This window comes from Kitasatospora sp. NPDC004289 (genome assembly GCF_053602875.1).
This window is the reverse complement of sequence record NZ_JBSGEL010000035.1, coordinates 36,782-63,249: the sequence shown is the minus strand read 5'-3', so window position 1 is coordinate 63,249 and position 26,468 is coordinate 36,782. Positions and strand designations below refer to the sequence as shown.

At 74.9% G+C, this 26,468-nt stretch carries 25 protein-coding genes; 15 read left to right on the top strand and 10 right to left on the bottom strand.

Going from position 1 to position 26,468, the window contains the following annotated elements:
• Entirely contained in the window at window positions 1-999 is a 999-nt protein-coding gene (locus ACWEPF_RS23550) for a Gfo/Idh/MocA family protein (RefSeq protein ID WP_452174019.1), read from the bottom strand.
• Window positions 1,000-1,132: 133 nt separating this feature from the next.
• On the opposite strand from ACWEPF_RS23550, the gene ACWEPF_RS23545 reads away from it, so the two are divergent.
• Window positions 1,133-1,699, top strand: a complete 567-nt coding sequence (locus tag ACWEPF_RS23545) for a hypothetical protein (protein ID WP_452174018.1) — start codon at window positions 1,133-1,135, stop codon at window positions 1,697-1,699.
• 88 nt (window positions 1,700-1,787) lie between these two features.
• Here ACWEPF_RS23545 and ACWEPF_RS23540 read toward each other — a convergent pair whose 3' ends face one another.
• Window positions 1,788-2,531 carry a hypothetical protein gene (locus ACWEPF_RS23540; RefSeq protein ID WP_452174017.1) on the bottom strand — a complete coding sequence of 248 codons (744 nt, stop codon included), beginning with the start codon at window positions 2,529-2,531 and terminating at the stop codon, window positions 1,788-1,790.
• A gap of 151 nt (window positions 2,532-2,682) precedes the next feature.
• Here ACWEPF_RS23540 and ACWEPF_RS23535 point away from each other — a divergent pair, with 151 nt between their 5' ends.
• From ACWEPF_RS23535 to ACWEPF_RS23525, 3 genes are all read left to right on the top strand, one after another.
• Window positions 2,683-4,707, top strand: coding sequence for an N-6 DNA methylase (locus ACWEPF_RS23535; RefSeq protein ID WP_452174016.1), 2,025 nt, complete (start codon window positions 2,683-2,685; stop codon window positions 4,705-4,707).
• A gap of 85 nt (window positions 4,708-4,792) precedes the next feature.
• The gene (locus tag ACWEPF_RS23530; protein ID WP_452174015.1) at window positions 4,793-5,308 is read left to right on the top strand and encodes a hypothetical protein; all 516 of its coding nucleotides are present in this window, start codon (window positions 4,793-4,795) and stop codon (window positions 5,306-5,308) included.
• On the top strand, window positions 5,305-6,843 hold the full coding sequence (locus tag ACWEPF_RS23525) for a protein kinase domain-containing protein (protein ID WP_452174014.1): 1,539 nt from the start codon (window positions 5,305-5,307) through the stop codon (window positions 6,841-6,843). The genes ACWEPF_RS23530 and ACWEPF_RS23525 overlap by 4 nt, the downstream gene beginning before the upstream one ends.
• 21 nt (window positions 6,844-6,864) lie before the next feature.
• Here ACWEPF_RS23525 and ACWEPF_RS23520 read toward each other — a convergent pair whose 3' ends face one another.
• Both ACWEPF_RS23520 and ACWEPF_RS23515 read right to left on the bottom strand, forming a co-directional pair.
• Window positions 6,865-7,350, bottom strand: coding sequence for a GNAT family N-acetyltransferase (locus ACWEPF_RS23520; RefSeq protein ID WP_345286016.1), 486 nt, complete (start codon window positions 7,348-7,350; stop codon window positions 6,865-6,867).
• Between the two features lie 36 nt (window positions 7,351-7,386).
• The gene (locus ACWEPF_RS23515) at window positions 7,387-7,797 is read right to left on the bottom strand and encodes an ankyrin repeat domain-containing protein (RefSeq protein WP_345286018.1); all 411 of its coding nucleotides are present in this window, start codon (window positions 7,795-7,797) and stop codon (window positions 7,387-7,389) included.
• A 246-nt stretch (window positions 7,798-8,043) separates the two neighbouring features.
• On the opposite strand from ACWEPF_RS23515, the gene ACWEPF_RS23510 reads away from it, so the two are divergent.
• The 3 genes from ACWEPF_RS23510 (at window position 8,044) to ACWEPF_RS23500 (ending at window position 10,562) form a co-directional block, all read left to right on the top strand.
• Window positions 8,044-8,238 carry a hypothetical protein gene (locus tag ACWEPF_RS23510; RefSeq protein ID WP_345286020.1) on the top strand — a complete coding sequence of 65 codons (195 nt, stop codon included), beginning with the start codon at window positions 8,044-8,046 and terminating at the stop codon, window positions 8,236-8,238.
• 97 nt (window positions 8,239-8,335) lie between these two features.
• Entirely contained in the window at window positions 8,336-9,946 is a 1,611-nt protein-coding gene (locus tag ACWEPF_RS23505; RefSeq protein ID WP_452174013.1) for a hypothetical protein, read from the top strand.
• Between the two features lie 241 nt (window positions 9,947-10,187).
• Window positions 10,188-10,562: an RNA polymerase-binding protein RbpA gene (locus ACWEPF_RS23500; RefSeq protein ID WP_345286024.1), complete on the top strand. Its 375-nt coding sequence runs from the start codon at window positions 10,188-10,190 to the stop codon at window positions 10,560-10,562.
• Between the two features lie 93 nt (window positions 10,563-10,655).
• Here ACWEPF_RS23500 and fxsA read toward each other — a convergent pair whose 3' ends face one another.
• A complete protein-coding gene (gene fxsA, locus ACWEPF_RS23495) occupies window positions 10,656-11,231 on the bottom strand; it encodes an FxsA family membrane protein (protein ID WP_449795302.1) in 576 nt (191 codons plus the stop codon).
• An 86-nt stretch (window positions 11,232-11,317) separates the two neighbouring features.
• Window positions 11,318-12,949 (bottom strand): apolipoprotein N-acyltransferase, encoded by a 1,632-nt coding sequence (lnt, locus tag ACWEPF_RS23490; protein WP_452174012.1) that lies wholly within the window; start codon window positions 12,947-12,949, stop codon window positions 11,318-11,320.
• Window positions 12,950-13,110: 161 nt separating this feature from the next.
• Here lnt and ACWEPF_RS23485 point away from each other — a divergent pair, with 161 nt between their 5' ends.
• Window positions 13,111-13,620, top strand: coding sequence for a hypothetical protein (locus tag ACWEPF_RS23485; protein WP_452174011.1), 510 nt, complete (start codon window positions 13,111-13,113; stop codon window positions 13,618-13,620).
• Between the two features lie 9 nt (window positions 13,621-13,629).
• On the opposite strand, the gene ACWEPF_RS23480 is transcribed toward ACWEPF_RS23485, so the two are convergent.
• Together ACWEPF_RS23480 and ACWEPF_RS23475 are read right to left on the bottom strand one after the other, a co-directional pair.
• Window positions 13,630-15,240 carry an amidohydrolase gene (locus ACWEPF_RS23480; protein WP_452174010.1) on the bottom strand — a complete coding sequence of 537 codons (1,611 nt, stop codon included), beginning with the start codon at window positions 15,238-15,240 and terminating at the stop codon, window positions 13,630-13,632.
• A 30-nt stretch (window positions 15,241-15,270) separates the two neighbouring features.
• Window positions 15,271-15,711 carry an Lrp/AsnC family transcriptional regulator gene (locus tag ACWEPF_RS23475; RefSeq protein ID WP_345280974.1) on the bottom strand — a complete coding sequence of 147 codons (441 nt, stop codon included), beginning with the start codon at window positions 15,709-15,711 and terminating at the stop codon, window positions 15,271-15,273.
• A gap of 161 nt (window positions 15,712-15,872) precedes the next feature.
• Here ACWEPF_RS23475 and ACWEPF_RS23470 point away from each other — a divergent pair, with 161 nt between their 5' ends.
• The 4 genes from ACWEPF_RS23470 to ACWEPF_RS23455 all read left to right on the top strand — a co-directional run bounded on the left by ACWEPF_RS23470 (window position 15,873) and on the right by ACWEPF_RS23455 (window position 18,922).
• Entirely contained in the window at window positions 15,873-17,084 is a 1,212-nt protein-coding gene (locus ACWEPF_RS23470) for a serine hydrolase domain-containing protein (protein WP_452174009.1), read from the top strand.
• An 88-nt stretch (window positions 17,085-17,172) separates the two neighbouring features.
• Window positions 17,173-17,883: a TetR/AcrR family transcriptional regulator gene (locus tag ACWEPF_RS23465; protein ID WP_452174008.1), complete on the top strand. Its 711-nt coding sequence runs from the start codon at window positions 17,173-17,175 to the stop codon at window positions 17,881-17,883.
• On the top strand, window positions 17,880-18,215 hold the full coding sequence (locus tag ACWEPF_RS23460) for a DUF6204 family protein (protein WP_452174007.1): 336 nt from the start codon (window positions 17,880-17,882) through the stop codon (window positions 18,213-18,215). Before ACWEPF_RS23465 ends, ACWEPF_RS23460 begins: the two co-directional genes overlap by 4 nt.
• Before the next feature lie 275 nt (window positions 18,216-18,490).
• The gene (locus ACWEPF_RS23455; RefSeq protein WP_345280982.1) at window positions 18,491-18,922 is read left to right on the top strand and encodes a hypothetical protein; all 432 of its coding nucleotides are present in this window, start codon (window positions 18,491-18,493) and stop codon (window positions 18,920-18,922) included.
• 96 nt (window positions 18,923-19,018) lie between these two features.
• On the opposite strand, the gene ACWEPF_RS23450 is transcribed toward ACWEPF_RS23455, so the two are convergent.
• On the bottom strand, window positions 19,019-20,182 hold the full coding sequence (locus ACWEPF_RS23450) for an acyl-CoA dehydrogenase family protein (protein ID WP_345280984.1): 1,164 nt from the start codon (window positions 20,180-20,182) through the stop codon (window positions 19,019-19,021).
• A 238-nt stretch (window positions 20,183-20,420) separates the two neighbouring features.
• Here ACWEPF_RS23450 and ACWEPF_RS23445 point away from each other — a divergent pair, with 238 nt between their 5' ends.
• The 3 genes from ACWEPF_RS23445 (at window position 20,421) to ACWEPF_RS23435 (ending at window position 25,205) form a co-directional block, all read left to right on the top strand.
• Window positions 20,421-21,038 carry a uridine kinase family protein gene (locus ACWEPF_RS23445; protein WP_452174006.1) on the top strand — a complete coding sequence of 206 codons (618 nt, stop codon included), beginning with the start codon at window positions 20,421-20,423 and terminating at the stop codon, window positions 21,036-21,038.
• 242 nt (window positions 21,039-21,280) lie between these two features.
• Complete coding sequence (locus ACWEPF_RS23440; protein ID WP_452174005.1) at window positions 21,281-23,149, top strand: AAA family ATPase; 1,869 nt, start codon at window positions 21,281-21,283, stop codon at window positions 23,147-23,149.
• A 157-nt stretch (window positions 23,150-23,306) separates the two neighbouring features.
• Window positions 23,307-25,205: a PP2C family protein-serine/threonine phosphatase gene (locus tag ACWEPF_RS23435; protein ID WP_452174004.1), complete on the top strand. Its 1,899-nt coding sequence runs from the start codon at window positions 23,307-23,309 to the stop codon at window positions 25,203-25,205.
• Here ACWEPF_RS23435 and ACWEPF_RS23430 read toward each other — a convergent pair.
• Window positions 25,196-26,410, bottom strand: a complete 1,215-nt coding sequence (locus tag ACWEPF_RS23430) for a C40 family peptidase (RefSeq protein WP_452174003.1) — start codon at window positions 26,408-26,410, stop codon at window positions 25,196-25,198. The two genes, ACWEPF_RS23435 and ACWEPF_RS23430, sit on opposite strands and share 10 nt — an antisense overlap.
• Between the last annotated feature and the right edge of the window lie 58 nt (window positions 26,411-26,468).

Here is a 26,468-nt window from a genome sequence, read left to right as displayed (position 1 = left end):
TCACTCGCCCGGGTAGCGCACGCCGATCCGTTCGCGGACGGCGTCCAGGGTGCGCATCACCGCGAGCGTCGAGTCCAGCGGCACGTAGGGGGACTCGGTGAGCCCGGCCCGCAGGCAGCGGACCACCTCGGCGGCCTCCGGCCCGTAGCCGTGGCCGGCGCTCGGGGCGGCCCGGTACGGCTCGGGGTCGCGGCCCTCACGGTGCAGGGTGAAGCCGGCGGCGTGGAAGAAGTCCCGCTCCAGTTCGATCCAGCCCCCGGTCCCGTGGACGGCGGCGCGCTGGCCGCTCTGGGCGACCAGGGAGCAGTGCAGCAGTGCGGTGGCGCCGCCCGGGTGGCCGAGCAGCACGGCGGTGTTGGCGTCCACGCCGCGGTCGCTGAGCGAGGCCCGGGCCTGCACCGACTCCGGTTCGCCGAGCAGGAGTTGGGCGAAGGAGACGGGGTAGACGCCGAGGTCGAGCAGGGCGCCGCCGCCGAGCGCAGGGTCCCAGAGCCGGTGGCCCGGGTCGGTCGGGCCCGCGAAGGAGAACTCGGCCTGGACGGACCGGACTTCACCGATCGCGCCGTCCGCCACCAGCTCGACGAGACGGCGCACGGCGGGGTTGAGGTAGGTCCACATCGCCTCCATCAGGAACAGCTCGCGCTTGCGCGCGGTGGCGATCAGCTCGGCGCTCTGGCCGCTGTTCAGCGTGAACGGCTTCTCGCACAGCACCGCCTTGCCGGCCTCCAGCAGCAGCGCGGTGGCCTCGTGGTGCGCGGAGTGCGGGGTGGCCACGTACACCACGTCCACCTCGGGGTCGGCGGCCAGCTCACGCCAGCTCCCGTACGCACGGGGGATGCCGTACCGCCCGGCGAACTCCCGCGCCGCGGCCTCGGTGCGCGAGGCGACGGCGTGCGCCACGGCCCCCTCCACCGCCGCCAGGTCCTCGGTGAAGGCGGCGGCGATCCCACCGGTGGCCAGGATCCCCCAGCGGATCGGACGGTCGGTGATCGGCTGCACGGACTCTCCTCGTCAACGGGCCCCCGCGGCAAACCGGGTGCGGCCCCGGCTTCGGGTACGGAACACTGCCGGGATGATCGTGATGAAGCCCGTGGTGGAAGTCAACGGTTCAGCGGACTTCGCCCTCTGGCCCGTGTCCGTGGTTCCCGACTTCTCCTTCCAGCCCCTGCACGGCGGCCTGACGCCGGCCGAGGTCGGCACGGCCCTGCTGGCGATCGCCTCCGCCAACCGGATCCGCTCCCACGACGGCGAGCACGACGACCGGGCGTTCGCGTCCGCGGCCGCCCTCCTCCAGGGCCTGCTGGCCCCGGAGGACCTGGTGGCCTTCGGCGGGCTGCAGGTCACCGACACCGGCACCGGCGTGGTGTTCAACCCGGCCTGCTGCGACGGTCTGGAGTCGTGGCAGGACTGGTACGCCGTCCCGCAGGGTGGCGAACTCTGGTACGGGCACCCGCCGTTGAGCCCGTATGCGGACGGCGACGGTCGCTCGGTCCGGCTCACCGTCGACGCCGAGGACCCGGCGAGCGCGGTCATCGAGCTCACGCACGGCGAGCTGGAGCGGCTGCTGGCCGGGGTGGAGCGGGACCTCGCGGACTTCCGGGCGCTGGCCGCCGCCTGGGCCGCCGAGCGGCTGCCGGAGGGGTACGCGGAGCCCGTCGCCGTCGCCCTGGCCCGGCTGTTCGCCGGGGAGTCCGCCTGACGGCGGCCCCGTGGGAGCGGCGGGCCCGGCACACCCCTCGTGGTGCCGGGCCCGCCGCCGTTCGGTGGCCGACCGCCGGGCTGCGCGGTCAGCGCGCGGCGGTCACGTTCTTGACCAGGGCCTTGGTCAGGTCGATGCCGGCGGACCCGGTGTTGCGCTGGTCGTTGTAGTAGGTGGTCACCACGACGCTGCCGACCCGGGCGGCCACCAGGGTGGCGCCGCCGGTCCAGGTCGGGGCGGTGCGGACGGCCTGGACGGCCTCGTCCCCGACGCCGGGCAGCTCCTTCAGCTCGATGGTGACCTTGTGCTTCACGCCGTCCTGCTCGGAGACGTAGCCGTGGCAGGCGGTCAGGGCCTCCCGGAGCTTGCCCATCACCACCCGGGCGTCGTCGCCCCGGTAGGTCTCCAGCTCCTGGGCGAACATGTCCTGCGACTCGTCGGTGTAGTCGTTCTGCGCGAAGGACGCGTAGCTGTACCCGGCCACGTTGCTCCAGGCCGAGCCGTCGAAGGCCTTGCAGACCTGGTCCTGGGGGACGGCGCTCGGGGATATCGGCGGATTGAAGCCGGTGCCGGTGCTGCGGACGCTGTCGGGGTTGAGCTTGAGCGTCGGCAGCGCCTCGGCGGGCAGCAGCATCGCGGCGAGCTGGGCGCCGTTGGGCAACCCCTCGGTGCCGGTGGACTTGCGGGGGCTCGGCGAGGACGACGTGCTCGCGGTGGCCGCGGGGGACGCACCACCGGTCTGGATGTCGCCCTTCGGCTGGCAGGCGACGAGACCGAGGACCAGACCGGCGCCGCAGGTGAGGACGGCGGATCTGCGGAGGAACTGCGACATGAGGGGTGGGCACCTTTCGGGCGGACGGGACCAGGTGAGTGGCGCGCCAATCACAGCATGCACTGTGAACCGCGTCAACAGCCGTTCACGCCGTGAGGAAGGTTGTAGGATGCGAGCGCACCCAGCACGCCGCCACGGAAGGGCCCGCTCAGTGACGGAGAACAGGACCGAGGTCACCGCCGCCGGAATCGCCCGCTTCGCCGGCGTCGGCCGAGCCGCGGTGAGCAACTGGCGGCGGCGGCACGGCGACTTCCCCAAGCCGGTCGGCGGCACCGACACCAGCCCGGTCTTCGACCTGGCCGAGGTCGAACGCTGGCTGCGCGACCAGGGCAAGGTCGACCAGGTCCCGCTGCGCGAGCGGCTCTGGCAGCAGGTCGAGCAGGACCCGGCCGGGGCGGCCACCGCGCTGCGCCTGATCGGCGCCGTCCTGCTGCTGCGCGAGCACCCCGCCGCCTGGCAGCGGCTGATCGCCACCGACGACGGCGAGCTGGCCCGCGAGCTGCCCTCCGCGCTCGCCGAGGCCCTGCGCGCGCGCCTCGGCGAGGACCACCCCGTCGCCGTACCGGACGGACCCGGGCTGACGGACCGTCTGCCGCTGGTGCGCGGGTGCGCGGAGCTGGCCGAGGAGACCGGGGCCCGGCAGGCGTACGAGTTCCTGATGGGCCGTCATCTGGAGGCCGGGCCGCGCCAGTACACCCTCACCCCCGCGCCGCTGTCCGAGCTGATGGCCGCGCTGGCCGGCCGCGCCGAGCTGGTCCTGGACCCCGCCTGCGGCTTCGGCGGCCTGCTGCTGGCCACCGGCCCCGGCTCCACCGTGACCGGCCAGGAGTCCGACCCCGACCTCGCCGCGCTCACCGCGCTGCGGCTCGCCCTGCACACCGACGCGCCCGTCCGGATCCGGGTCGGCGACAGCCTGCGCACCGACGCCCACCCGGACCTGCGGGCCGACGCGGTGCTCTGCCACCCCCCGTTCAACGAGCGCTCCTGGGGCCACGAGGAGCTCGCCTACGACCTCCGCTGGGAGTACGGCCTGCCGCCCAGGACCGAGTCCGAACTGGCCTGGGTCCAGCACGCCCTCGGCCACCTGGACGACGGCGCCCCCGCCGTCCTGCTGATGCCCCCGGCGGCGGCCTCCCGCCGCTCGGGCCGCCGCATCCGGGCCGACCTGCTGCGGCGCGGCGCCCTGCGCGCGGTGGTCGCCCTGCCCGCCGGTGCGGCCCCGCCGTTCGGCATCCCGCTGCACCTGTGGGTGCTGCGCCGCCCGGCGGCCCACGCGCCCCAGCCGCAGCAGCTGCTGGTGGTGAACGTCGCGGACCGCCCGGACGGCCAGGACCGGCTGCCCTGGCCCGAGTTGCGCGGCGCGGTGCTGACGGCCTGGCAGGAGTTCGACCGGGACGGCGCGACCACGGAGCGCCCCGGCCTCAGCCGCACCGTCCCGCTGGTCGACCTGCTCGACGACGACGTGGACGTGACCCCGGCCCGCCACCTGCCGGCCCGGGCGGTCGAGCCCGGCCGGGCCGCCCTGGCCGGGCTCCACCAGCAACTCACCGCAGCTCTGCGGAGCGCCACCGACCTGGCGCCGAAGGCCGGGCCGGCCACCCGGCCCGGCCGCTGGGCGATGACCAGCATCGGTGAACTCGCCCGCAGCGGCGCCCTGGTGGTCCTCAGCGGCGGCCCCGGGAGCGGCCAGGGCGGCGGCCCGCCGATCCTGACCGAGCACGACGTGCTGACCGGCGGACCGCCGTCCGGCGCCCTGCCCGAGGGCGCGGCCGAGGAGGCGGTGCTCCTCCGGGTCGGGGACGTCCTGGTACCGGTTCTCGGCCGCGGCACGGTCACCCGGGTCGTCGGCCCGGCCACCGCCGGGGCCGCCCTCGGGCGCAACGTGCACCTGCTGAGGCCCGATGCCGCCGTCCTGGACCCGTGGTTCCTGTCCGGCTTCGTGCGTGGCACCGCCAACAACCAGCAGGCCAGCAGTTTCACCTCGTCCGCCGTCCGGCTGGACGTGCGCCGCCTCCAGGTGCCGCGGCTGCCCCTGTCCGACCAGCGGCTGTACGGCGAGCGGTTCCGCGCCCTGGCCGACTTCGAGGCGGCGTACCGGACGGCGGCCGGGCTGGGCGAGCAGCTCGTCCAGGGCCTCTACGACGGCCTCACCGACGGGAGCCTGGCGCCTCGTTAGACCGGCAGACGGACCCCGGAGCGATCTGTAAGCTGCCCTCCGGCAGACAGCCAGCCCCCACCCACAGCGCCGGAGGAGTCCCGCCATGTACGGCCCGACCCCGGCCCCGCCGGCGCCCGGCAGTGCGGTACGGGTGTGGCTCGTGCTCCTGCGGGCGGCTCTGGCCCTGATCGCGGTCTGCAGCCTCGGCTTCCTCGCGTGGTTGCCGTTGCTGGTGCCGGCCCTGATCCACCGGCGGCTCCGCGACTGGCTGCTCTTCTGCACCTCGCTCGCCGTGGTCCTGGGCAGCGGGTTCCTGATCGGCAGGTCGGACGACACCTCCGTCGCGATCGCCGTGCTGATCCTGCTCAGCCAGGCGGCCCTCGTGTCGGCCTACACCGGGGCGGTCGGTCTGACCCGTCGTCAGGCTCCGCCGCCCCCGGCGGTGCCCGGCAACCCGCCCGTCTGGTACGGCCACGCGCTGCCCGCGCCGCCCGCCGCCGGGCTGCCACCCGTGACCGGCTACGCCCTCCCGGCCGTGCCGAACCAGCGGCGGGTCGACCAAGTCCGCTCCGGACTTGACGAACTGAGCGCCTACCTGAAGCAGCAGGACGCTCCGTGAGGGCCCGTCTGATCAGCGGACGCTACGAGTTGACCACCCTGATCGGCCAGGGCGGCATGGGCCAGGTGTGGACGGCGCACGACCACACCCTCGACCGCCGGGTCGCCGTCAAACTCCTCCGGCCGGACCGGATCACCGGTTCCGAGCACGCCGGGGACCTACGGCGCCGGTTCGCCCGCGAGTGCCGCGTCACCGCCCGGATCGACCACCCGGGTCTGGTCACGGTGCACGACGTCGCGCACGACGGGGACGACCTCTGCCTGGTGATGCAGTACGTCCGCGGGTCGGACCTGGCCGACCACCTGGCCGAGCAGGACCCGTACCCCTGGCCCTGGGCGGTCGCCGTGGCGGCCCAGCTCTGCTCGGTGCTGGCCGCCGTGCACGCGCTGCCGGCCGTGCACCGCGACCTCAAGCCGCGCAACGTGATGGTCCGCACCGACGGCACCGTGGTCCTGCTGGACCTCGGCCTCGCCACCGTCCTGGACAGCGACGCCTCCCGGCTCACCCTCACCGGGACGCACCTCGGCAGCCCGGCGTACACGGCTCCGGAGCAGGCCATCGGCGATCCGGTCGGCCCGCGCACCGACCTCTACTCGCTCGGCGTGATCCTGCACGAACTGCTGAGCGGGAGCGTCCCGTTCACCCGCACCGCCCCGCTCGGCCTGCTGCACCAGCACCTCCACGAGCCGCCGGCCCCGCTGCGCACGATCAGGCCGGAGGTTCCCGAGCCGCTCGAGGCGCTGGTCCTCCACCTGCTCGCCAAGGACCCGCGCGACCGGCCGGCCGACGCGACGGCGGTGTACCGAGCGCTCGAACCCCTGCTCCCGAGGCCGGCCGAAGGCCCGACGGCCGCCTCCGGCGGAGGACCACCGACGGACCCGACCCGGCCCTTCCGCCGGCCGTACGCCCCCTGGACCGACCGTCCGACGCCCGTACCGCCCGCACCGCCCGTGACGGCCCCGCGTGCGGCGGACACCCCGGAGACGGACGTGGCCGCCGCCGTCGAGGAGGCCAGACGGCTGCTGGACGCCGGACGGCTCTCGGACGCGGTCGGCCCGCTCGGCCGGGCCCTGCCCGTCGCGGTGGAGACCCACGGCCCGCACTCGGCCGTCGTCCTGATGCTGCGCAGGCAGTACGCCGCGACGCTGCTGGAGGCCGGGATGTTCGGCACGGCGCTCCCCGAACTCCGGCTGCTGATCGAGGAGTCCGTCACCGGGAACGGCCCGGACGATCCCCGGACCGCGCACCTGCGGGCCGAGGCGGCGCAGTGCTTGGACCGCCTCGGCGACCACGCGGGCGCACTCGCCGAGTACCGCGCCGCGCTCCCCGGGCTGGACCGGCTCGCGGCCACCGATGCGGCGCCCGCACTCGACGCCCGCCACCGCATCGCCCGGCTGCAGCTGCAGGCCGGTGCCGACGCCGAGGCCCGGACGACACTGCTCCAGGTGCTGCTCGGCGCCGAGCGGCACTACGGCCCGCACCACCCGCTCGCCACCGAGACCCGCCGGTTCCTGGAGCGGCTGGACGGCCGCTGAGGACCGCCGGGTGACGGACCGTCAGGCGACGGCCGGGACGAGCTCCTTGCCGTAGCAGAGGCTCTCCGGGTGGTCGCGGTAGTAGCCGTACTTGGTGATCGGCCGGTAGCCCTCGGACTCGTACAGCCCGATCGCCTCCGGCTGCTCGGTGCCGGTCTCCAGGATCAGCCTGGTCAGACCGGCGGCCAGCGCCTCGGCCTCCAGGTGCCGCAGCACCGCCCGGGACAGGCCCCGGCCGCGGGCGGAGGCCGAGACGTACATCCGCTTCAGCTCGCCGTCGCCGTCCCGGACGTCGTCCGGCCCGGCCTGCTTGACCCGGAAGCCGCCGCAGGCGACCGGCACGCCGTCCAGGTAGCCCACCACGAAGAGCCCGGCCGGCGGGTCGAAGTGCTCGGGGTGGATGACCGTCAGGTCGCCCTCGCCGTACCGCTGGACGTACTCCTGCTGGACCTCGGCCGAGAGCTTGGCGGCGTCGGGGTGCGCGAAACCGGTGGTGCGGATCTCCATGGCCGCCAAGCCTACGGCCTCACCGTCCGGACGTGATCAGCGGCCTTCGAACCGGGCCACCAGATCGTCCTTGCCGAACATCCGGGCCGTCTCGACGGCGGTCGGCGCGCCCGCCCTGGGGTCGGCGTTCCCCTCCAGCAGCGCGTCGATCACCGCGGCCTCGCCCTTGAAGACGGCGCCCGCGAGCGGCGTCTGGCCCCGGTCGTTGACCCGGTCCGGATCGGCGCCGTGCCCGAGCAGGACCCGGACGGTGTCGGCGTGGCCGTGGTACGCGGCCAGCATCACCAGGGAGTCACCGCGGTCGTTCGACAGGTCGGCCGGGGCCCCGGCGTCCAGGTAGGCGCCGAGCAGTGCGGTGTCGCCCTGGCGGGCGGCGTCGAAGAGCTTGCCGGCGAGTGCGATGACCTCGGCGTCCGGGGTCTTGGGAGCGTCGGCGGAGTCTGACATTGACGGGGCCTCTCTCGGATCGGGGTCGGTGGTGCCGTACGCACCGTAGCGGACGACACGCGCACGGACGGTAGGGGCAGCCGTTCGGGCGAATTTCGCCGCTCGTGTACGCCCTACGTCGGGGTTCTCCGGGAAACCACCCATTTGCCACGTTCCATCATCTATTACTTTTTGTCACGATAAGGACACTTTCGGTTACGCCGAATTCCTGTGTGTCCCGTCGTCCCCAGACCGAGGAGCCGTCGCGTGATTCTCTCCATCTCCGGCATCGTCCTGTTCGGCACCATCGCATTCCTGTTCTTCCGCCGAGACGGGCTCAAGGTCTCGCACGCGATCGTCTGCGCACTCCTCGGTTTCTACATCGCGGGCTCTTCGATCGCCCCGAGCATCCAGGCCGGCGGCGCGAGCCTCGCGAGCCTGCTCGGCGGCATCAAGTTCTGACGATCCGGTCTCCGTTCGGCCCGGGTGCGGATCCCCACCGCCCCGGGCCTGAAGCGTCTTCCCGTCCCCTTCCCCCGTCCCCGGAGAGTCCCGCCGAATGTCCGTCACCCGCCACCTCAGCCGAGGCCGCGACCTGGCCCGCACCGCCGGCGACCACGCCGCCGACATGTTCGCCCCGCTCACCGTGCTCGGCCGCGGCCTGCGCCACCACTCCGACTGGGCCAAGGCCCGCTGGGCCGCCACCCCCAAGGAGAAGCGCGGTCCGACGCTCTTCCTGACCGCCGCCGCCGTGCTCGGCGTCTTCCTGATCCCGCGCGGCCCGCTGTTCGCCCTGATCGCCGTGATGGCCAGCGCCGCCTGGTACGGACGCTCCCCCAAGGCCGCCCCCGCGGCACCCGCCCCGGACGCCGGCGACCTCAAGTTGGCGGCCCTCTACGCCGCACTGACCCCGTACCTGGCCGGGCTGGACGACCCGAGCCCGCTGTACTCCGCCGAGGGCAGCCACAAGGCGGCCTTCAGCGGCTGGGAGTTCGACGGGGAGGGCCGCCTGTCCACCCTGGACCTCGCCTACCCCGCCTGGTTCACCGACACCGAGCCCTCCGCCCGGGCCCGGATCGAGCAGGTGATCCAGGGCAAGGCCGGCCGCGGCCGCGAGTACCGCTTCGACTGGGACGAGGAGTCCAACCGGCTGCGGGTGAGCGCCCTGGCCCCGCTGCCCACCGACGTCTGGGCCCAGCCCTTCGTCACCGCCCCCGGCGAGATCGTGCTCGGCTTCACCGACGGCCACGACAGCCAGCGCACCATCCCGGTCACCCAGGGCGGCGCCACCGCACAGCAGCCCCCGGTGATCTGGCGCACCGGCCCGCGGGCCGGCGAGCCGCACCTGCTGGCCCTCGGCACGGCCGGCTCCGGCACCTCCACCCTGCTGCGCTCGATCGCCCTCCAGGCGCTGCGCCACGGCGACCTGATGGTGATCGACGGCGCGGGCACCGGCGAGCACGCCTGCCTGGTCAACCGCCCCGGCGTGCACACCGTGGAGACCAGCCTGCGCGGCACCCTGGCCGCCCTGGAGTGGGCCGCCAACGAGACCGAGCGCCGCCTCTCCGCCCTCAACGCGGCCCGCCACCACGGGGTGGCCGTCCCCGAGGACGTCACCCGCCCGCTCTGGCTGCTGCTCGACCACCCCACGGAGCTCACCGAGCTGGCCCACGCCGAGGGCCGCCCGGACCCGCAGGAGCTGCTGGAGCTGCCGCTGCGGCACGGCCGGGCGGCCCGGGTCACCGTGGTGATCGCCGAGGACCTGACGGCGTACGAGCGGATCTCCCCGACCGCCCGGGCCACCACCCGGGCCCGGGTGGTGCTCGGCCAGACCACCGCCGAGACCGCCTCCGCCGCCCTCGCCACCGCGCTGGACATCACCCCGGCGGCCGGCCGGACCGAGCCCGGCCGCGGCTACGCCCGCCTCGGCACCGCCGCCCCCGTCCGCCTCCAGGTGCCGGTCACGGTGGACCCGCTCGACGAGGAGGCCCCCACCGCGCAGCGCGAGGCGGTGATCGCCCTGCTCCCCCACCGCGACACCCGCACCGAGGCGGCCGCCGACCCGCTGGTGAAGGCCCCGGCCGCGTCCTCCGCCACCGACGGGCCCGCCCCCGCGGTGCCCGACATGCCGAAGGAACCGCCCGCGATCCGCCCCCGTCCCTTGTGGTGAATCCGTAACCGCTAAGCTGTCTGGCCGCGACCAACTGGACAACTCTGCGCAACGATGACGGCACACTGGGTGATAAATACGTTCAGATGTGACAAATCGGGCGACGATGGGTACAAACAGTGGCGGCACGACAGGCGACGCACGCCCCGGAACGGGAATCTTCGTCGGTGGCCGAGCGTTGACCGAACGAAGATGACAGACCACTAGTCCTGTGGGCCAGAAGCCCGGGAGGCACGATTTCATGAGCGAGCGAGCTCTCCGCGGCACGCGACTCGGGGCGACCAGCTACGAGACCGACCGTGGAATCGACCTGGCTCCCCGCCAGACCGTCGAGTACGCATGTCAGAACGGACACCGGTTCGAGGTTCCCTTCTCCGTCGAGGCGGAGATCCCCTCGGCCTGGGAATGCCGGTTCTGTGGCCAGGAGGCCATGCTGCTCGACGGTGATGAGCCGGAGGAGAAGAAGACCAAGCCGACGCGTACCCATTGGGACATGCTGATGGAGCGTCGGACGCGCGAGGAGCTCGAGGAGGTCCTGGCAGAGCGCTTGGCCGTCCTCCGCTCCGGTGGGATGAACCTCGCGGTGCACCCGCGGGACACCCGCAAGAGCGCCTGACCCCGTAGTACCCGTGCAGTACCCCGTAGCACCGAAGGGGCCCGAGCTTCCGATCAGGAAGCCCGGGCCCCTCGGTGTTTCCGAGCTCGTCCCTCAGCCGGCGATCGGGGGACGGTAGTCGGTGTCCGGCCCCTTGGCCGGGCCGGTGGCCGGGTCGACCACCTCGCCCTGGATGACCTTGCCGTCGGGGCGGTGGATGCGCAGCTGCTCCTGCAGGCGCACGGCGTCCGCCAGGCGGTCCGCACCGACCGGGGAGGTGGAGCGCAGCGCCTTGCCCGCCAGGCGGCGGCCCAGCGAGCGCCAGAGCGCCCTGGTGGGCGGGAAGAGCAGCGAGAGGCCGAGCACGTCGGAGAGGAAGCCCGGCAGGATCAGCAGCGTCCCGGCCAGCACGGTCATGCTGGTGCCGGTCTGCGGCTGGGCGGACTGCGGGGACCTGCTCTGCTCGATCGCGGCCGAGATCGCCTTCATCCCGGCGCGCTTGATCAGCCAGCCGCCGAGGAAGGCACCGCCGGCCAGCAGCAGGATCACGGCGAACCAGCTGGTCGCCGAGGCGACCACGGTCAGCAGCCAGATCTCCAGCACCAGCCAGGCGGCGATCAGCAGCGGCAGCACCCGGCGCACACGGCTGCGCGGCGGGGCAGAGGGGGCCGGGGGTACGTGCTGGCTCACGGTTCTGATCCACTCCGTCGTGGCACCCGGCTCTGGACCGGGCCGGCTTCTCCGGCCCGCACCCCGGGCGCCACCTGGGACAACGGTCAGGAACCGGCCGGTGTTCCGGAGCCCCTCCGCCGGCGCAGCGCCCCCAGCGCGACCAGCGCGCAGGCGCCGAGGCCGGTCAGCGCCAGCACCCACTCGGGCCCGGCACCGACCCGGTCCGCGACCGTCCTGCCGTCCCGCAGCGGGACCACCGCGCTGAGCTCGGCGGCGGTCATCAGCCTGCTCTCCTGCACCACCGTGCCGTCGGGGGCGATGATCGCGCTGATCCCGTTGGTGGCGGCGATCAGCACCGCGCGGCCGTGCTCGACCGCCCGCAGGCGGGACATCGCCAGCTGCTGCTGGGGCTGGCCGGTCTCCGAGTAGGTGGCGTTGTTGGTCTGCACGACCAGCACCCGGCCGCCCTCGTTGACGGTGTCGCGGACGATGCCGTCGTAGGCGACCTCGAAGCAGATCACGTCGCCGATCCGGGCCGGGCCGAGGTCCATGACGCCGTTCTTCGTGCCCGGGTAGAAGTCGCGGGCGACCATCTGCAGCCGGGTGATCACCTTGGACAGCTGGTCACGGAAGGGCACGTACTCGCCGAACGGCACCGGGTGCTGCTTGGTGTACGAGGCGCCGGGGCCGGTCTTCGGGTCCCAGACGATGCCCTGGTTCTGCACGTGCTGGGCGTCCGGGCCGTCGACCAGGGTGCCGACCAGGACGGGCACGCCGATCGCCTTCACGGCCTCGTCGATCCGGGCGTACGCGAGCGGCTCGGAGAACGGGTCGAGGTCGGAGGAGTTCTCCGGCCAGATGACCACGTCGGGCTTCTCCGCCTTGCCGGCCGCGATGTCGGCGGCCAGCTTCTCGGTGGCCCGGGCGTGGTTGTTCAGCACCGTCATCGGGCGGCCCAGGAAGTGCATGCCGGGGCTCGGCACGTCGCCCTGGACCACCGCGACCTTGAGGGTGTCGTCGGCGGCGGTCGGGACGGGCACCAGGTACCCGGCCAGCAGCGCGGCCACCGCGCCCGCCACGCCGGCCGCCGCGGCGGGCCGGGCACCGCGGCGCAGCCGGAGCGCGGCCCAGGCCAGCAGGGCGCCGCTCAGCGCGACGGCGAAGGTCACCAGCGGGGCGCCGCCCAGCGCCGCGAGCGGAGTGAACGGGCTGGCGGTGTTGGCGAACGCCAGCCGGCCCCAGGGGAAGCCGCCCAGCGGTATCCGGTCCCGGGCCCACTCCTGGGCGACCCAGAGGCAGGCCGCCCAGAGCGGCCAGCCGCGCAGGCGGGAGGTGGCGGCCAGGCCGGAGCCCAGGGCAGCCATGAACAGCGCCTCGATGACGGAGAGTCCGACGGTGGCGTCCCAGCCGATCACCCGCAGCCAGCTGAGCAGCAGCAGGAAGAACGGCAGGCCGAACGCGAAGCCCGTCCACGCCCCCTGACGGGCCGTCCGCCCACGGGTGAGCAGCGACAGGGCGGCGACGCCGACGAGCGACAGCGGCCACACGCCGTACGGCGGGAAGGCCAGCGCGAGCAGCAGCCCGGCGGCCACGGCCAGGCCGGTCCGGCGCAGGTCCGGCAGCCTGATCAGCCGCCGCTGTACGGGGGTCTCGGGCTCGGTTGCCGCCACGGGGCGTTCCTGTTCGACGGGCAGTGCCACCTGCGCACCACCTCTCTGCTGTGCACGCGCTTCCATTCTGGTCGGAAGACGGTACCCCGGAGACCGCGGAACACGGGAGCCAGGCCCGTGCGCCCCGTGGACTTCCGCCGGTCCCCGTCCGCTCCTACGATCACGATCATGTCGATCACGTCACCGGTACCCGTCCTGCGGGGCGGTCGGGGCACCACCGCCTCACCGTGACGCGGCCGCAGCGGTGGATCCGCCTGCTCAGGCGCTGGGCGCTCGTGCTCGGCCTCGTGGTGACGGCCGTGGCCGCCCTCACCGGCACCGCCACGGGCGGGCTCACGGGGATCGGCCTCGGCGTGATGAGCCTGCTGTGCGGTGCCCTGGGCGTGGCGATGACGGCGGTCGGCCTCGGCGGGCTCTGGCTGGCGCACCGTCAGCGGTACCTGCTCCGCCACGGCATCACCGTCGAGGCGGAGCGGCTCCCGGACGATCCCTGGACGTACGCGTACACCGACACCGACGGCGTGAGCCGCTCCCTGTGGGCCAAGAGCGGCTCCGCCACCCTGGAGGTCGCCTACGCCCCCGGGGACCCGTCGGAGGTGGTCGTCCGCCGGCCGGGTGCGCGCACCGCCCGGGAGGCCGCCTTCGCGCTGGGCCTGTCCGTCTGCGGCCTCGCCGCCCTGGGCGGGGTGGTGGTCCTGCTGGTCGGCTCCCTCCAGGGCGTGTACGGCGACCTGTAGCGGGCCCGCTCAGGCGGCGTGGACGGTGCGGCCCCGGACGACGGTGCGCAGGCAGGTCGGGAGCGGGGTGCCCGGGGTGAGGTCGGGCAGGCCCGGGGTGCCGGAGCGGGGGTCGGTGGACCAGCCGGCGACGCGGGAGTCGGGGGCCTGGACGACCAGGTCGCCGGCGGCCCAGACCGCGTAGCTGGCGACGGCGCCGGGGACGAGGACGCCGTCCTGGTCACGGCCGATCGCGCGCCAGCCGCCCCGGGTGTGGGCGGTGAAGGCGGCGCGGACCGAGACCCGGTGCTCCAGGGTCCGGTGGAAGGCGGCGGCCCGGACGGTGCCCCAGGGGTCGAGCGGGGTGACGGGGGCGTCCGAGGAGAAGGCCAGCGGGACGCCGGCCCGCAGCAGCGCCGCGAAGGGGTTCAGGGCGGCGGCCCGCTCCGCGCCCAGCCGCTGGACGTACATGCCGTCCTCGCCGCCCCAGAAGGCGTCGAAGGCGGGCTGCACCGAGGCGGTCAGGCCGAGCTCCGCGAAGGCGGCGATGGACTTCTCGTCGAGCGCCTCGGCGTGCTCGACCCGGTGCCGACGGGCCCGGACGGCCTCCAGGCCGACCCGCCCGGCGGCGGTCCGCACGCCCTCCAGGACGGCCTCGATCGCGGCGTCCCCGATGGCGTGGAAGCCGGCCTGCAGGCCCGCCTCGGTGCAGGCCGTGACGTGGTCGGCGATCTGAGCGGCCGTCAGGTAGGCGGTGCCGGTGGTGTGGTCGGCGTCCTCGTAGGGCGCGTGCAGGCAGGCGGTGCGCGAGCCGATCGCGCCGTCCGCGAAGAGGTCGCCGCCCGCCCCGAGGGCGCCGAGGCGAAGGGCGGTCTCGACGCCCGCCGGGGCGAGCTCGCCCCAGTAGCCGAAGACCTCGGGACCCTCGCCCTCGGCGGCCAGCGCGAGCAGCGCGGCGAGGTCCTGCTCGGAGGAGATCTCGGGCCCGGCGCACTCGTGCAGCGCGCCGATGCCGAGCTCGGCGGCGCGGCGCAGGGTGGCCTGCTGGGCGGCCCGGCGCTGAGCGTCCGTCAGCTCGGCGAGGGCGGTCTGCCGGACGGCGTGGTGGGCGTCCCGGCTCACCGGGCCCTCGGGGTGGTACCCGGGGAGCGAGGCCAGACCCTCCGTCAGCTCCCGCAGGGCGGTGGAGGCCAGGGCGGAGTGCACGTCGGTGCGGGAGAGGTAGAGGGCCGCTCCCCCGGCGGCCGCGTCCAGTTCGGCGAGGCTCGGGGCGCGGCCCTCGGGCCACTTGGCCTCGTCCCAGCCGTGGCCGATCAGCACGCCCTCACCGGCCGCGGCGAAGGCGGCGATCCGCTCCAGGGCCTCGGCCAGCGAGGGGCAGCCGGTCAGGTCGAGACCGGTCAGCGCCAGGCCGGCCGAGGTGGCGTGCACGTGGGCGTCCACGAACGCGGGGGTGACCAGCGCGCCGTCCAGCTCCACCACCTCGTCGGCGGTCGCCGCGTACGCCTCGGCGGCGCCGTCGCTGCCGACCCAGGCGATGTGTTCCCCCTCGACCAGCATCGCGGTGGCGAACGGGTCGGCGGGGCTGTAGACGGAACCGCCGCGCAGCAGCACGGTGCGGTGGGTGGTGGGTGCGCTCATGGGCACCAGTCTGCACCCGGACGGTTCCCGTCAGAGCTTCGGGGGTCGGGCCTCGTACGGGGTGGAGAGCACCACGGTGGTGCGGGTGGAGACGCCGGCCGCGCTGCGGATGCGGGCGAGCAGGTCCTCCAGGTCGCCGGGGGCGGAGACCCGGACCTTGAGGATGTAGTTCTCGTCGCCCGCGACGCTGTGGCAGGCCTCGATCTCCGGCAGCCCGGCGAGGCGTTCGGGGGTGTCGTCGGGGCTGCTCGGGTCGAAGGGCTTCACCGAGATGAACGCGGTCAGCGCCAGGTCGACCGCGTCCGGGTCGATGATGGCGGTGTAGCCGCGGATGACGCCGCGCTGCTCCAGGCGCCGCACCCGCTGGTGCACCGCCGAGGTGGACAGGCCGGTGGCCTTGCCCAGGTCCGTGTAGCTCATCCGGCCGTCTTCGAGCAGCAGCCGGACGATGCGTTGGTCGAGATCCTCCACAAGGCGCAAACCTAGCGCGCCCGGTGACGTTCCGCCGACACCGGGCGTCCGGTTCCCGCCACGGCCGGGCTGACGGCGGGTCAGGGCCCGACGGGTGACGGCGGCGGCGGGTCCGCGGTGCGCTGCCCGGATCGGGGGTACCCCGACCGAAGACTGGCCGGATGAGAGCCTCCCGCCCCGGCACCCTGCTGCGTCTGGCCGCCGCCACCGCGCTGCTCGCCCTCGCCGTCCCGGCCACCTCGACGGCCGGTGAGCCGCGCCACCGGCCCTGCGTCGGCTCGCAGGTGCCCGCGGAGGGCCCGGCCCGCGAGGTGCTGCGGATCGCCGAGGCGGCGAAGGCCGAGATGGGGCTCAACTCGGTGATCCTGCGGGTGAGCCGGGGCGGCCGGGAGCTGATCACCACCGCGCTCGGCGAGTCGATGACCGGGGTGCCTGCCGAGCCGGCCATGCACTTCCGCAACGGCAACATCGCGATCAGCTACCTGGGCACCGCCCTGCTCCGGCTGGTCGACGAGGGCGCGGTGAGCCTGGACGACCCGGTCTCCACCTGGCTGCCGGACCTGCCGGACGGCGGGCGCATCACCCTGCGGATGCTCGGCTCCTCCACCTCCGGCCTGGTCGACTACGTGACCTCCCCCGGCTTCGGCGAGGGCCTGTACGCGGACCCGTTCCGGCAGTGGACGGCGCGGGAGCTGGTGGACGTCTCGCTCGGTCACCACCCCTGGTACGACCCGGGCACCAACTGGAGCTACTCGCACGCCAACTTCGTGCTGCTCGGGGCCGCCCTGGAGAAGATCGCGAAGATGCCGCTGGAGCAGCTCCTCCAGCAGGAGGTCCTCGACCCGCTGGGCCTGGCCGAGACCAGGAACTCCTCCACCCCGGACATCCCCGCCCCGGTCCTGCACGCCTTCACCGCCGAACGCGGCACCTACGAGGAGTCCAGTTTCTGGAACCCCTCCTGGACCACCGCCCCGGGCGCCGTCCAGACCACCGACATCTGCGACCTGGCCCGCTCGGCCGGCGGCATCGGCGGCGGCGAACTCCTCTCCGAGGCTTCCCGCGCGGAACTCCTGAACCCCGGCACGGTCGGCCTCGGCCACCCCACCGAGCGCTGCCCCGACACCGTCTGCCTCCCCCAGACCGAGGCCACCCACTACGGCATGGGCGTCGTGGTCCTCGGCGACTGGATCTCCCAGCACCCCCTGTTCTACGGCTACACCGCCTCCCAGGCCCACCTCCCCTGCGACGACCTCTCCATCGCCGTCACCACCACCAAGGGCCCGACCACCCCCGCCGGCCACACCGCCCAGACCATCACCCAACGCATCGCCACCGCCCTCGCCCCGGACCACCCCATCCCCGACTTCGGCTGAGGCCGGGACCGGGACCGGGAAAATTCGGTACCTCCTCTAACGGTGTTAGGGATAGGCTCCACCTAACACCGTTAGAGGAGGTACGCCCATGCCCGGCACAGCCACCGGCACTGAGGGCCCGCCGCCGCTGAGCCGTCCGGCGATCGCCGCCGCCGCTCTGCTGGTGCTGGAGCGCGAGGGCGTGAACGGGCTGTCCATGCGCAAGGTGGCGGCCGAGCTCGGGGTGCAGGCACCCTCGCTCTACTGGCACGTGCGGAACAAGGAGGAGATCCTCGACCTCCTCTCCGACGCGCTGATGGCGGACGCCGAAGCCCCGCCGCCGGTCGGGAGCTGGCGGGAGCAGCTGCGGGAGTACTGCCTGCGGTACCGACGCCACCTGCTGGACCGGCGGGACGCGGCGAAGGTGGTGGCGGGGCGCCTGGCGCCCGGGCCGGCGCTGCTGCGTCTGATGGACGATCAGCTGGGGCGCCTGCGCGCGGCGGGGTTCTCGGACCCGGACGCGGCGATGGTCAACTACCTGCTGGGCGCGTTCGTCCAGGGCTTCGTGCTCCAGGAGCAGGGGCCGCTCTCCGCCGCCGAGGCGATGGGCGCCGACCGCCGGGCGGCCGCCGACGCCGCCGGGGCACAGCTGGCCGCACTGCCGCCGGAGGACTTCCCGCACCTGACCGCCCTGGCCGGCGCCCTGACCGGCCCGGGCATGGACGAGCGGTTCGAGTTCGGCCTCGAACGCCTCCTCGACGGACTCGCCGTCCTGCTCGCCGGGCAGGACCCCACCACCCCGGAAGGGCACCACCCATGACCGAGCGCACCTACCGCGTGATCGTCCGCGGCGTCTTCGCCGACCTGGACGAGGACCACCGCACCACCCTGCTGGCGCAGGCCCCGCAGCACAGCCACCTGTTCGCCGCCTTCACCGACGAGGGCACCCTGGTCTACGACGAGCAGCTGCACGCCTTCAGCTACCGCTGCGTGGTCCGCCAGCCGGCCGAGCTGGCGGACGAGGCGGCGGGCCCGGCCGCCGAGGAGCGGGCCGCGGCGGCACTGGCGGCCCGCGGGGTCGGCCACGGCGAACTGCGCAGCCAGGTCACCAGCATGGACGACATGAAGATCCGCCGGCCCCGCCGGGGCTGACGACCGCAGCGGCGGCCGGGGGCCTGGGGCCGGGGCGCCGCCCTGGCCGGCGGCCGGGGCGGCTCCGGGTCCGTGGGGAGGAAGCGCGGAGGACGTGACCAGGTCGTGACGAGGTCGCGAGGGGCGCGCAGGTGGCACATGCCGCGTGAATGTGGCCCAGAGCACACGGTGTGCATCACACTGCGGCCCTCCGCAGGGTTATGAGGCCCCGTCAGCGGGAAGTGCTGCTCTTGGCCGGGGCCGACGAAGGCCGGGCCAGATCCGAGGGGGATCACATGCCTGCTGTCGAACAGCCTTCCCGCACCGCTGCGGAGGATCACGAACGCCTCGACTTCGAGGACTTCCCGGGTGTCGACCCGGGCGAGATGGAGACCTGGGAGATCTTCCGGGTGCACTGCCCCGAGTGCGACCGCCCGATCGCGCTGCTCGGCGACGAGGACCGGCTGCCGCAGCACGCCGTCCTGCCCACCGCCTGGCACCCCTTCTCCGCCCAGCTCTGCCCGGGCACCGGCGCGCCGACCGCCGAGCTCGCGGAGTGCGACTCGGCCGAGCACGCCGAGCCGAACGGCATGGAGCTGATCAGCCTGCCGGCCGACTTCGACTGGCGCACCCACCCGTTCTCGCACGCGGGCGCCCCGGGCTCGGGCCCGCTGGAGCGCCGCGCCCGGGTGCCCCAGCAGCGTTCGCGCGGCCTGGTCCGGCACTGACCGGCCGTCCGCCGCGACGCCCCTGAAGCCTCGTACGAACCCGTAGGGCGCCGGTCCCCCCGTGCGGACCGGCGCCCTCCGTGGTGACTACACGCTTCAGCGGCCGCTGAGGTGACGCCCGATCACCAGCCGCTGGATCTGGTTGGTGCCCTCCACGATCTGCAGCACCTTGGCCTCGCGCATGTAGCGCTCGGCCGGGAAGTCCTGGGTGTAGCCGGCGCCGCCGAGCACCTGGACGGCGTCGACCGTGACGCTCATCGCCGCGTCGGTGCAGAACAGCTTGGCCATCGCGGCCTCCTTGGAGAACGCCATCCCGGCGTCCCGGCGGCGGGCCGCCGCGAGGTAGAGCGAACGCCCGGCCTCGATCTTGGTGGCCATGTCGGCCAGCATGAAGGACAGGCCCTGGAACTCGGCGATCGGGCGGCCGAACTGCTGCCGGGTGCCCGCGTACTCCACCGCCAGGTCGAGCGCGGCCTGGGCCACGCCGATCGCGCAGGCGGCGATGCCCAGCCGGCCGGAGTCCAGCGCGGAGAGGGCGATCTGGAAGCCCTGGCCCTCCTCGCCGACCAGCCGGTCCTCGTCCACCCGCACGCCGTCGAAGTGCAGCTGGGCGGTGGGCGAGGAGCGCATGCCCATCTTGTGCTCCGGCGGCGCGGCCGACAGGCCCTCGGCGTCGCCCGGCACCAGCAGGCAGCTGATCCCGCGCGGGCCGTCCTCGCCGGTGCGCACCATCGAGCTGTAGAAGTCGGCCTGCCCGCCGTGGGTGATCCAGGCCTTGGTGCCGTTCACCACGTACTGGCCGCCGTCCTTCTCGGCCCGGGTGCGCAGCGCGGCCGCGTCGGAGCCGGACTGCGGCTCGGAGAGGCAGTAGGCGCCGAGCTGGGCCCCGCCGAGCATGCCGGGCAGCCAGCGGCGCTTCTGCTCCTCGGAGCCGAAGGTGGCCAGGGCGTGGCAGGAGAGGGTGTGGACGCTGACGCCGAGGCCGACCGCGAGCCAGCCGGCGGCCAGCTCCTCCAGCACCTGGAGGTAGACCTCGTACGGCTGCTCGCCGCCGCCGTACTCCTCGCCGTAGGGGAGGGAGAGCAGCCCGGCCTCGCCGAGGGTGGCGAACACCTCGCGCGGGAAGCGGTTGGCGGCCTCGTCCTCGGCCGCGCGGGGGCGGAGCTCGTTCTGCACCAGGTCCCGGGTCAGGGCGAGGAGCTCGCGGGCCTCCTCGCTCGGCAGCTGGCGGTCCACGGGCTTGGCAGCGGCGGAAGTCATGAGGGTTCGTCGCCTCCTCGGTCGGGCGCCGGCCCGGAGGGTACGGGTCGGCGCGGCAGGTCGGCCCGAGCACCACCGGATCGCGGTGAACGCTCGTTCACAGGGCTTGGCGTTGTGCAGTATGCCCGATGCCGGGCGCGCCGTCACGGTCCGGAACGGCACATCACCCGAGCTCCGGTGCCACAACGTCAGAACCGGCCGCGGGGCCGCGACCTGCGGCCGCCCGTAGAGTGGGCCGGTGACCGCCGCCGACCTCGCCCCGCTCGCCGACCGGCTGCGCGCCCTGCCGCCGTCGCTCGGCCCGGTGCGGCTGGTCGCCGTCGACGGGCACGCGGGCTCGGGCAAGACCACCTTCGCCGGACGCCTGGCCGAGGCGCTGGGCGGCGCCCCCGTGGTGCACCTGGACGACCTGGCCACCCACGAGGAGCCGTTCGGCTGGACGCGGCGCCTGCGCACCGAGGTGCTGGAGCCGCTGGCGCGCGGCCGCACCGCCGAGCACCGGGTCTACGACTGGGTCGAGCGCCGGTTCGCGACGGTCCGTCAGGTCCCGCCCGCGCCCGTGGTGCTGCTGGAGGGGGTGGGCGCCGGACGGCGCGAGGTGCGGCCCGATCTGGCGCTGCTGGTCTGGATGGAGCTGGGCCAGGCCGCCGCCCGGGCCCGCGGCGAACTGCGGGACGGGCCGGAGCTGGCCGGCTTCTGGGCCGGCTGGGCGGTCGCCGAGCGGGCCCACTTCGCCGCCGACCCGAGCCGTCCGTACGCCGATCTCCTGGTGCACGGAGTCACCGGCCGGATCGCTGAGGGCACCCTAAGTGAGACCTCCGCAGGGCCCTTGACCTGGGGGATCGGCAGCATTTAGGTTCAGCTCAGCGCGCGGTTGGTTGAGCGCGCAACCACAGACACGGCACCTCCGGCTTGTTCCCCCGTGAGCCGGAGGTGCCGTCCCCCTCCCGGCGCTCCGCCGAAGATCGTCCAATCCCGCGCCGCCCCACCGGATTTGATGCCGGATTGGCTTCGCGCGCCACCCTTCCGGATCAGCCTCCCACCGGTACGATTTCCGCAAGGGGGTGTGCTGGTGCACACGGCGGGGGGCTGAGTGTCATGGCGAGTTCCGATTCCACCGGGCCGGACCGGCTGGCCGACCGGGCCTGGCTGCGGGCGATGGACGCCTACGCCGCGGGCTCGTACGCGCGCGCGGAGGAGGAGTTCCGCACCGCCGTGCGGCTCGACCCGGGGATGGCGGACGCCTGGCTCGGCCTGCACGCGCTGCGCTGCGACACCTCCGCCGCACTGGTCGAGATGCACCGCCACCAGAAACGTTTCGGCGAGCAGCGCGCCCAGCACCGGCGGCCGCTCAGCTCCTGGTACTGGCTCGGCTGGTGGGTGCAGCCCGTCCTGGAGGACGCCCGCGACCTCGCCCTGGCGCACGCCTCGCACTGGCTGGACGGCCGGCACCTGGCGGAGCTGGACACCGCCCTGGCCTCCTGCTCCTCCCCCGAGGACGACCCCTCCGTCCGCTTCCTGCACGCCTGCCGCTCCTACCTGCTCAAGGACTGGGAGCAGCTGATCCGCGACACCGAGCCGCTGCTGGACGACCAACTCCTCGGCATCGAGGCCGGGTTGTTCGCCGGCATGGCCCGGGTCCGCCTCGACATGTGCGCCCAGGCCCAGCACCCGCTGGCCGTCTCGCTGGCCCGCTGCCGCTCCGAGCAGCCCCAGCGCAAGGAGCTGCGCTACTGGCTGGCCCGCGCCTACGAGGGCGCCGGGCGCAGCGCCGCCGCCCTCCCGCTCTACCGCGCCGTGCACCGCGCCGACCCCGGCTTCATGGACACCGCAGCCCGGCTGGCCGCCATCGCCACCGAGGACGGGGTGCTCGACGAACTGCTGCTGCCCGCCCTCACCTCGGGCGAACTCCCCTTCCCCGACGAGGAGTTCCTCGACGCCGCGGAGCCCGCCGAACCCCCCGTCGCTCCCCCGGCGGAGCCTGCGGCCTCCGCCTCGCCCGAGCAGGCACCGGAGCCCGAGACCACGCCCGAGCCCACCCAGACGCCGGTCCGGGCCACCGCCGTCGGCGCCGCTCCGCCGTCCGGCCCGGTGCCGCTGCGCTCCGGCGGCAGCGACGGCCTGGAGGCGGCGCTCGCCCAGCTGGAGCAGATGGTCGGGCTGGACCCGGTGAAGCGTCAGGTCCGGGCGCTCTCGGCCCAGTTGCGGATGTCCCGGCTGCGGGCCGACCAGTCGCTGCCGGTCGCCCCGCCCAAGCGGCACTTCGTCTTCTCCGGCCCCTCCGGCACCGGCAAGACCACCGTCGCGCGGATCCTCGGCCAGGTCTTCCACGCGCTCGGCCTGCTCTCCGGCGACCACCTGGTGGAGGCCCAGCGCGCCGACCTGGTCGGCGAGTACCTCGGGCAGACGGCGGTCAAGGCCAACGAGCTGATCGACTCCGCGCTGGACGGCGTCCTCTTCATCGACGAGGCCTACAGCCTCTCCAACTCCGGCTACAGCCAGGGCGACGCCTACGGGGACGAGGCGCTCCAGGTCCTGCTCAAGCGCGCCGAGGACAACCGCGACCGCCTGGTCGTCATCCTGGCCGGCTACCCCGAGGGCATGAACCGCCTGCTCGCCACCAACCCCGGCCTCAACTCCCGCTTCACCACCCGGGTCGACTTCCCCAGCTACCGCCCCGCCGAACTCACCGCCATCGGCCGCACCCTCGCCGCCGGCAGCGGCGACGGCTGGGACCCGGACGCCGCGGAGGAGCTGGCCAGCATCTGCACCCACGTGGTCGCCGAGGGCTGGATCGACGACCTCGGCAACGGCCGCTTCATCCGCACCCTCTACGAGAAGTCCTGCGCCTACCGCGACCTGCGCCTCTCCACCCTCACCACCACCCCCGGCCGCGAGGACCTGATCACCCTCCGCCTCCCCGACCTCATGCAGGCCTACGGCGAGCTCATCGCCGGCCGCTCCTGACCCACACCTCCGGCGGGGACGCCGGAGGCAACGGTCCGTCAGCCACTCACCACGCCCCTCGCGCCGTCCCTCCTCACCCCGCCGGAGGCGACCGCGCGCCGGGCCGCCCGTCCGGTGGCAGGCTCGGTCGGAGGGGCCGCCCAGGGTGAGGAGCAGCGTGGACCGGGTCGTGCAGGCGGTGTCGCTGCTGGTGGACCGTCAGGGACGGGTGGCCGCCGTCTGCCCGCAGGAGGCGACGGTGGGCGGTCTGCCGGCCGCGCGGGTGCTCGGGCAGCCGGCCTCGCGGCTGTTCGAACCCGCCTCGGGCGAGAAGGTCGCCGGGCTGCTGGCCGCACCGGACGGCGGACTGGTGCCCGCCCTGCTGGCCACCTCCGCCGAGGGCGGACCGGCCCAGTCGGTCTGGGTCCGGGCCCGGCCGGTGCTCACCTCGGCCCCGGAGCTGCCCGTGGTGGAGCTGCTGATCGGCACCGGCCCGCGCGAATGGCTGCTGGAGCGCACCCCGCTCGGCCTGTGGTGCGCCGACCCGACGGAGGGGGTGAACCAGCGGGACGACTCCGCCGCCCTGCTCTACGGGGTGCCCGGGGCCCGGCAGTTGACGGTCGCGGAGTTCCTGGCCCGGGTGCATCCGGACGACGTCCCGGACCTGCTGAGCCTCCAGCTGGACGCCACCGAGCAGCCCGGCCGCACCGTCCAGGCGCACTTCCGCTTCCAGGGCGACGACGGCGGCTGGCGCTGGCTGCTCACCTGGGCCTGCTCGTTCACGGTGATGGGCCGTCCGCTGCTGGTCGGGGTGAGCGCGGCGCTCGACGGCGGGCCGGTCGACGGGAGGTCCGACGAGGGGGCCCGGATCGCCCGCCGGGTGCGCCGCCCGGCCGAGGAGCTCCTGCTGGCGCCCTCCCAGGAGCGGGTGGCGGACCTGCTGCTGGAGCGGTTCCCGGCGCTGATCGGCGCGACCCAGGCCACCGTCGGACTGCTGGACGGCGACCGGGGGCGGCGGCTGCGGATCGAGCGGCGGCCCGAGCCGCCGGCCGGGCACGGCGCTCCCTGGGTGGTGCCGCTCGACGCCGCCCTGCCGCTGGCGGTGGTGGCCCGCACCGGGCGGCCCAGCTTCCTCACCCGGGACGAGTACCTGGCCCTGGCCCCGGACGGCGGCACCCTGGTGGCCGAGCCCCGGACGCGTTCCTGGAGCATCCTGCCGCTCACCGAGCCCGGCGGCGCACCGCTCGGCGCGTGGGCGCTGGGCCACGAGGGCCCGGACGGCCTGGCACCGACCGCCGTCGCCGCGATCCGCGAGGTGGCCCGGCTGGCCGGGCAGGCACTGGCGCGCACCGGCCGCACCCAGCCGTACCTGGACCTGGCCGACGCGTTCCAGGCCGGCGCCGCGCCGCTTCCGCCGGACGCCGTGGACGGCCTGACCGTGACGGTCCGTCACCTGCCGGCCCAGCACGACCTCGGCCTCGGCGGTGACTGGTACGACCTGATCGACCTGCGCGACGGCACGGTGATGGTCTGCGTCGGCGACGTCCAGGGCCACGGCGCGCACGCCGCCCCGCTGATGGCCCGGCTGCGCACCCTGGTGCGGGCGTACTCCCTGGGCTCCCCCGACCCGGGTACGGTGCTCGGTCTGGTCAACGACTTCCTGGACCGCTTCCCGGTCTCGGCCACCGCCACCTGCACCCTGCTGCGGCTCGACCCGCGCACCGGCTCCACCCTGGTCGCCCGCGCCGCGCACCCCCCGCTGCTGGTGGTCGGCCCCGACGGCGCCGTCCGGACCGAGAACGTCACCGGAGGTCTGCCGCTCGGTGTCCTGCCGGGCCAGGGGTACCCCACCGAACCGGTCGACCTCCCGCCCGGCGCCCTGCTGGCGCTGTGCACCGACGGCCTGGTGGAAGGGCCCGCACTCCCCCTGGAGCAGGGCCTGGCGGCGCTCGGCGCCGTGCTCTCGGCCTGGCCCGGGGACTCCCTGGAACCCCTGGCCGACCGACTGCTCCCGCTCGCCGGGGCGACCGGCCACCAGGACGACGCCACCGTGCTGCTGCTGGCCCGTCAGTCCTGAAGGGCCGACCGCGGGTCGGCGTCCGGGCGGACCGCGCCGAGGACGGGGAGGAGGCCGAGGGGGGCGATCTTGACGACGGTCCTGGGGTGGGGGGCGTGGACGACCAGGCCGCCGCCGAGGTACATCGAGACGTGGGTGGCGCCGGGGTCGTAGATCACCAGGTCGCCCGGGCGGAGCTCGTGGAGGGGGACACGGGTCAGGCCCGCCCACTGGTCCTGGCTGGTGCGTGGGATCGGGGTCCCGGCGTGCTGCCAGGCCCAGGAGGTGAGGCCGGAGCAGTCGAAGACCTCGGGGCCGGCGCCGCCCCAGACGTACGGGCGGCCGAGCTGCCCCAGCGCCTCGGCGACCGCCCGCGCCCCCGCCCCGCTCGGTGCGGCGTCCGTCTCCGGCAGCGCGGCCGAGTCCTCCGCCTGAACCATCGTCACCCCGCCGCCGGGCGCCGCCTTGGCCCGTGCGTCCCGCGCCAGCTCCGCCACCGTGTCGGCCAGCCGCCGCTCCAGGTCCGCCTGTGCGGCCCGGCTCGCCCCGGCCGCCGCCCCCGCCTCCTGCGCCGCCCGCTCCGCCGCCTCCTGCCGCCCGCTGACCTCGGCGTAGGTGCCGCGCAGCTGCCGGACCAGGTCGGCCTGGGCCCGCGCCCCGGCCATCGGCACGCCGTCGGGCACCAGCGCCGTCGGCCCGGTGACCAGCAGCCGCAGGAAGCCGGAGAGGCCCTGCCCCCGGTAGTCGGAGCCCGCCAGCTGCGCCGCTCCCAGTTCACCGTCCTGGAGCCGGGCCCCCGCCGCCGCCCGCTCCGCGCCGAGCACGTCGGCGGCCTGCCGAAGGCCCGCCGCCTCGCCCGCCTGACGCTCCGCCAGTACCCGCGCCGCGTCGGCGGCGGGCCGCAGTTCGGCGATGTCCAGGGCGAGCCGCACCAGCACCGGGTCACCGATCTCGGCCGCCGGGAGCGCGGACACCCCGGGCTGCGGCACCACCACGGCCGGATCACCGGGCCGGGTGAAGGCTCCCGGCTCGGCGAAGGCTCCCGGCTGGGCGAACGGCCCCGGCACCCGGGCCGCTCCGGGCCGGTCGTCGGCCGGCGGGGGCCCCGGGTCCGCGTGGGCGAGGGCGCCGAGCGGGCCCGCCCAGAGGGCGACCGCCACCGCCGTCGCGACCGCCGAACGCCGGAGCGTCCGCTGACCCGGGGCACCGCCCTGACCGACCGTCATCCGGTCTTCCCTTCGCCCGGCCGCCGAGCGCCTCGCCGCCCGGCGTACCGTCGGCCAT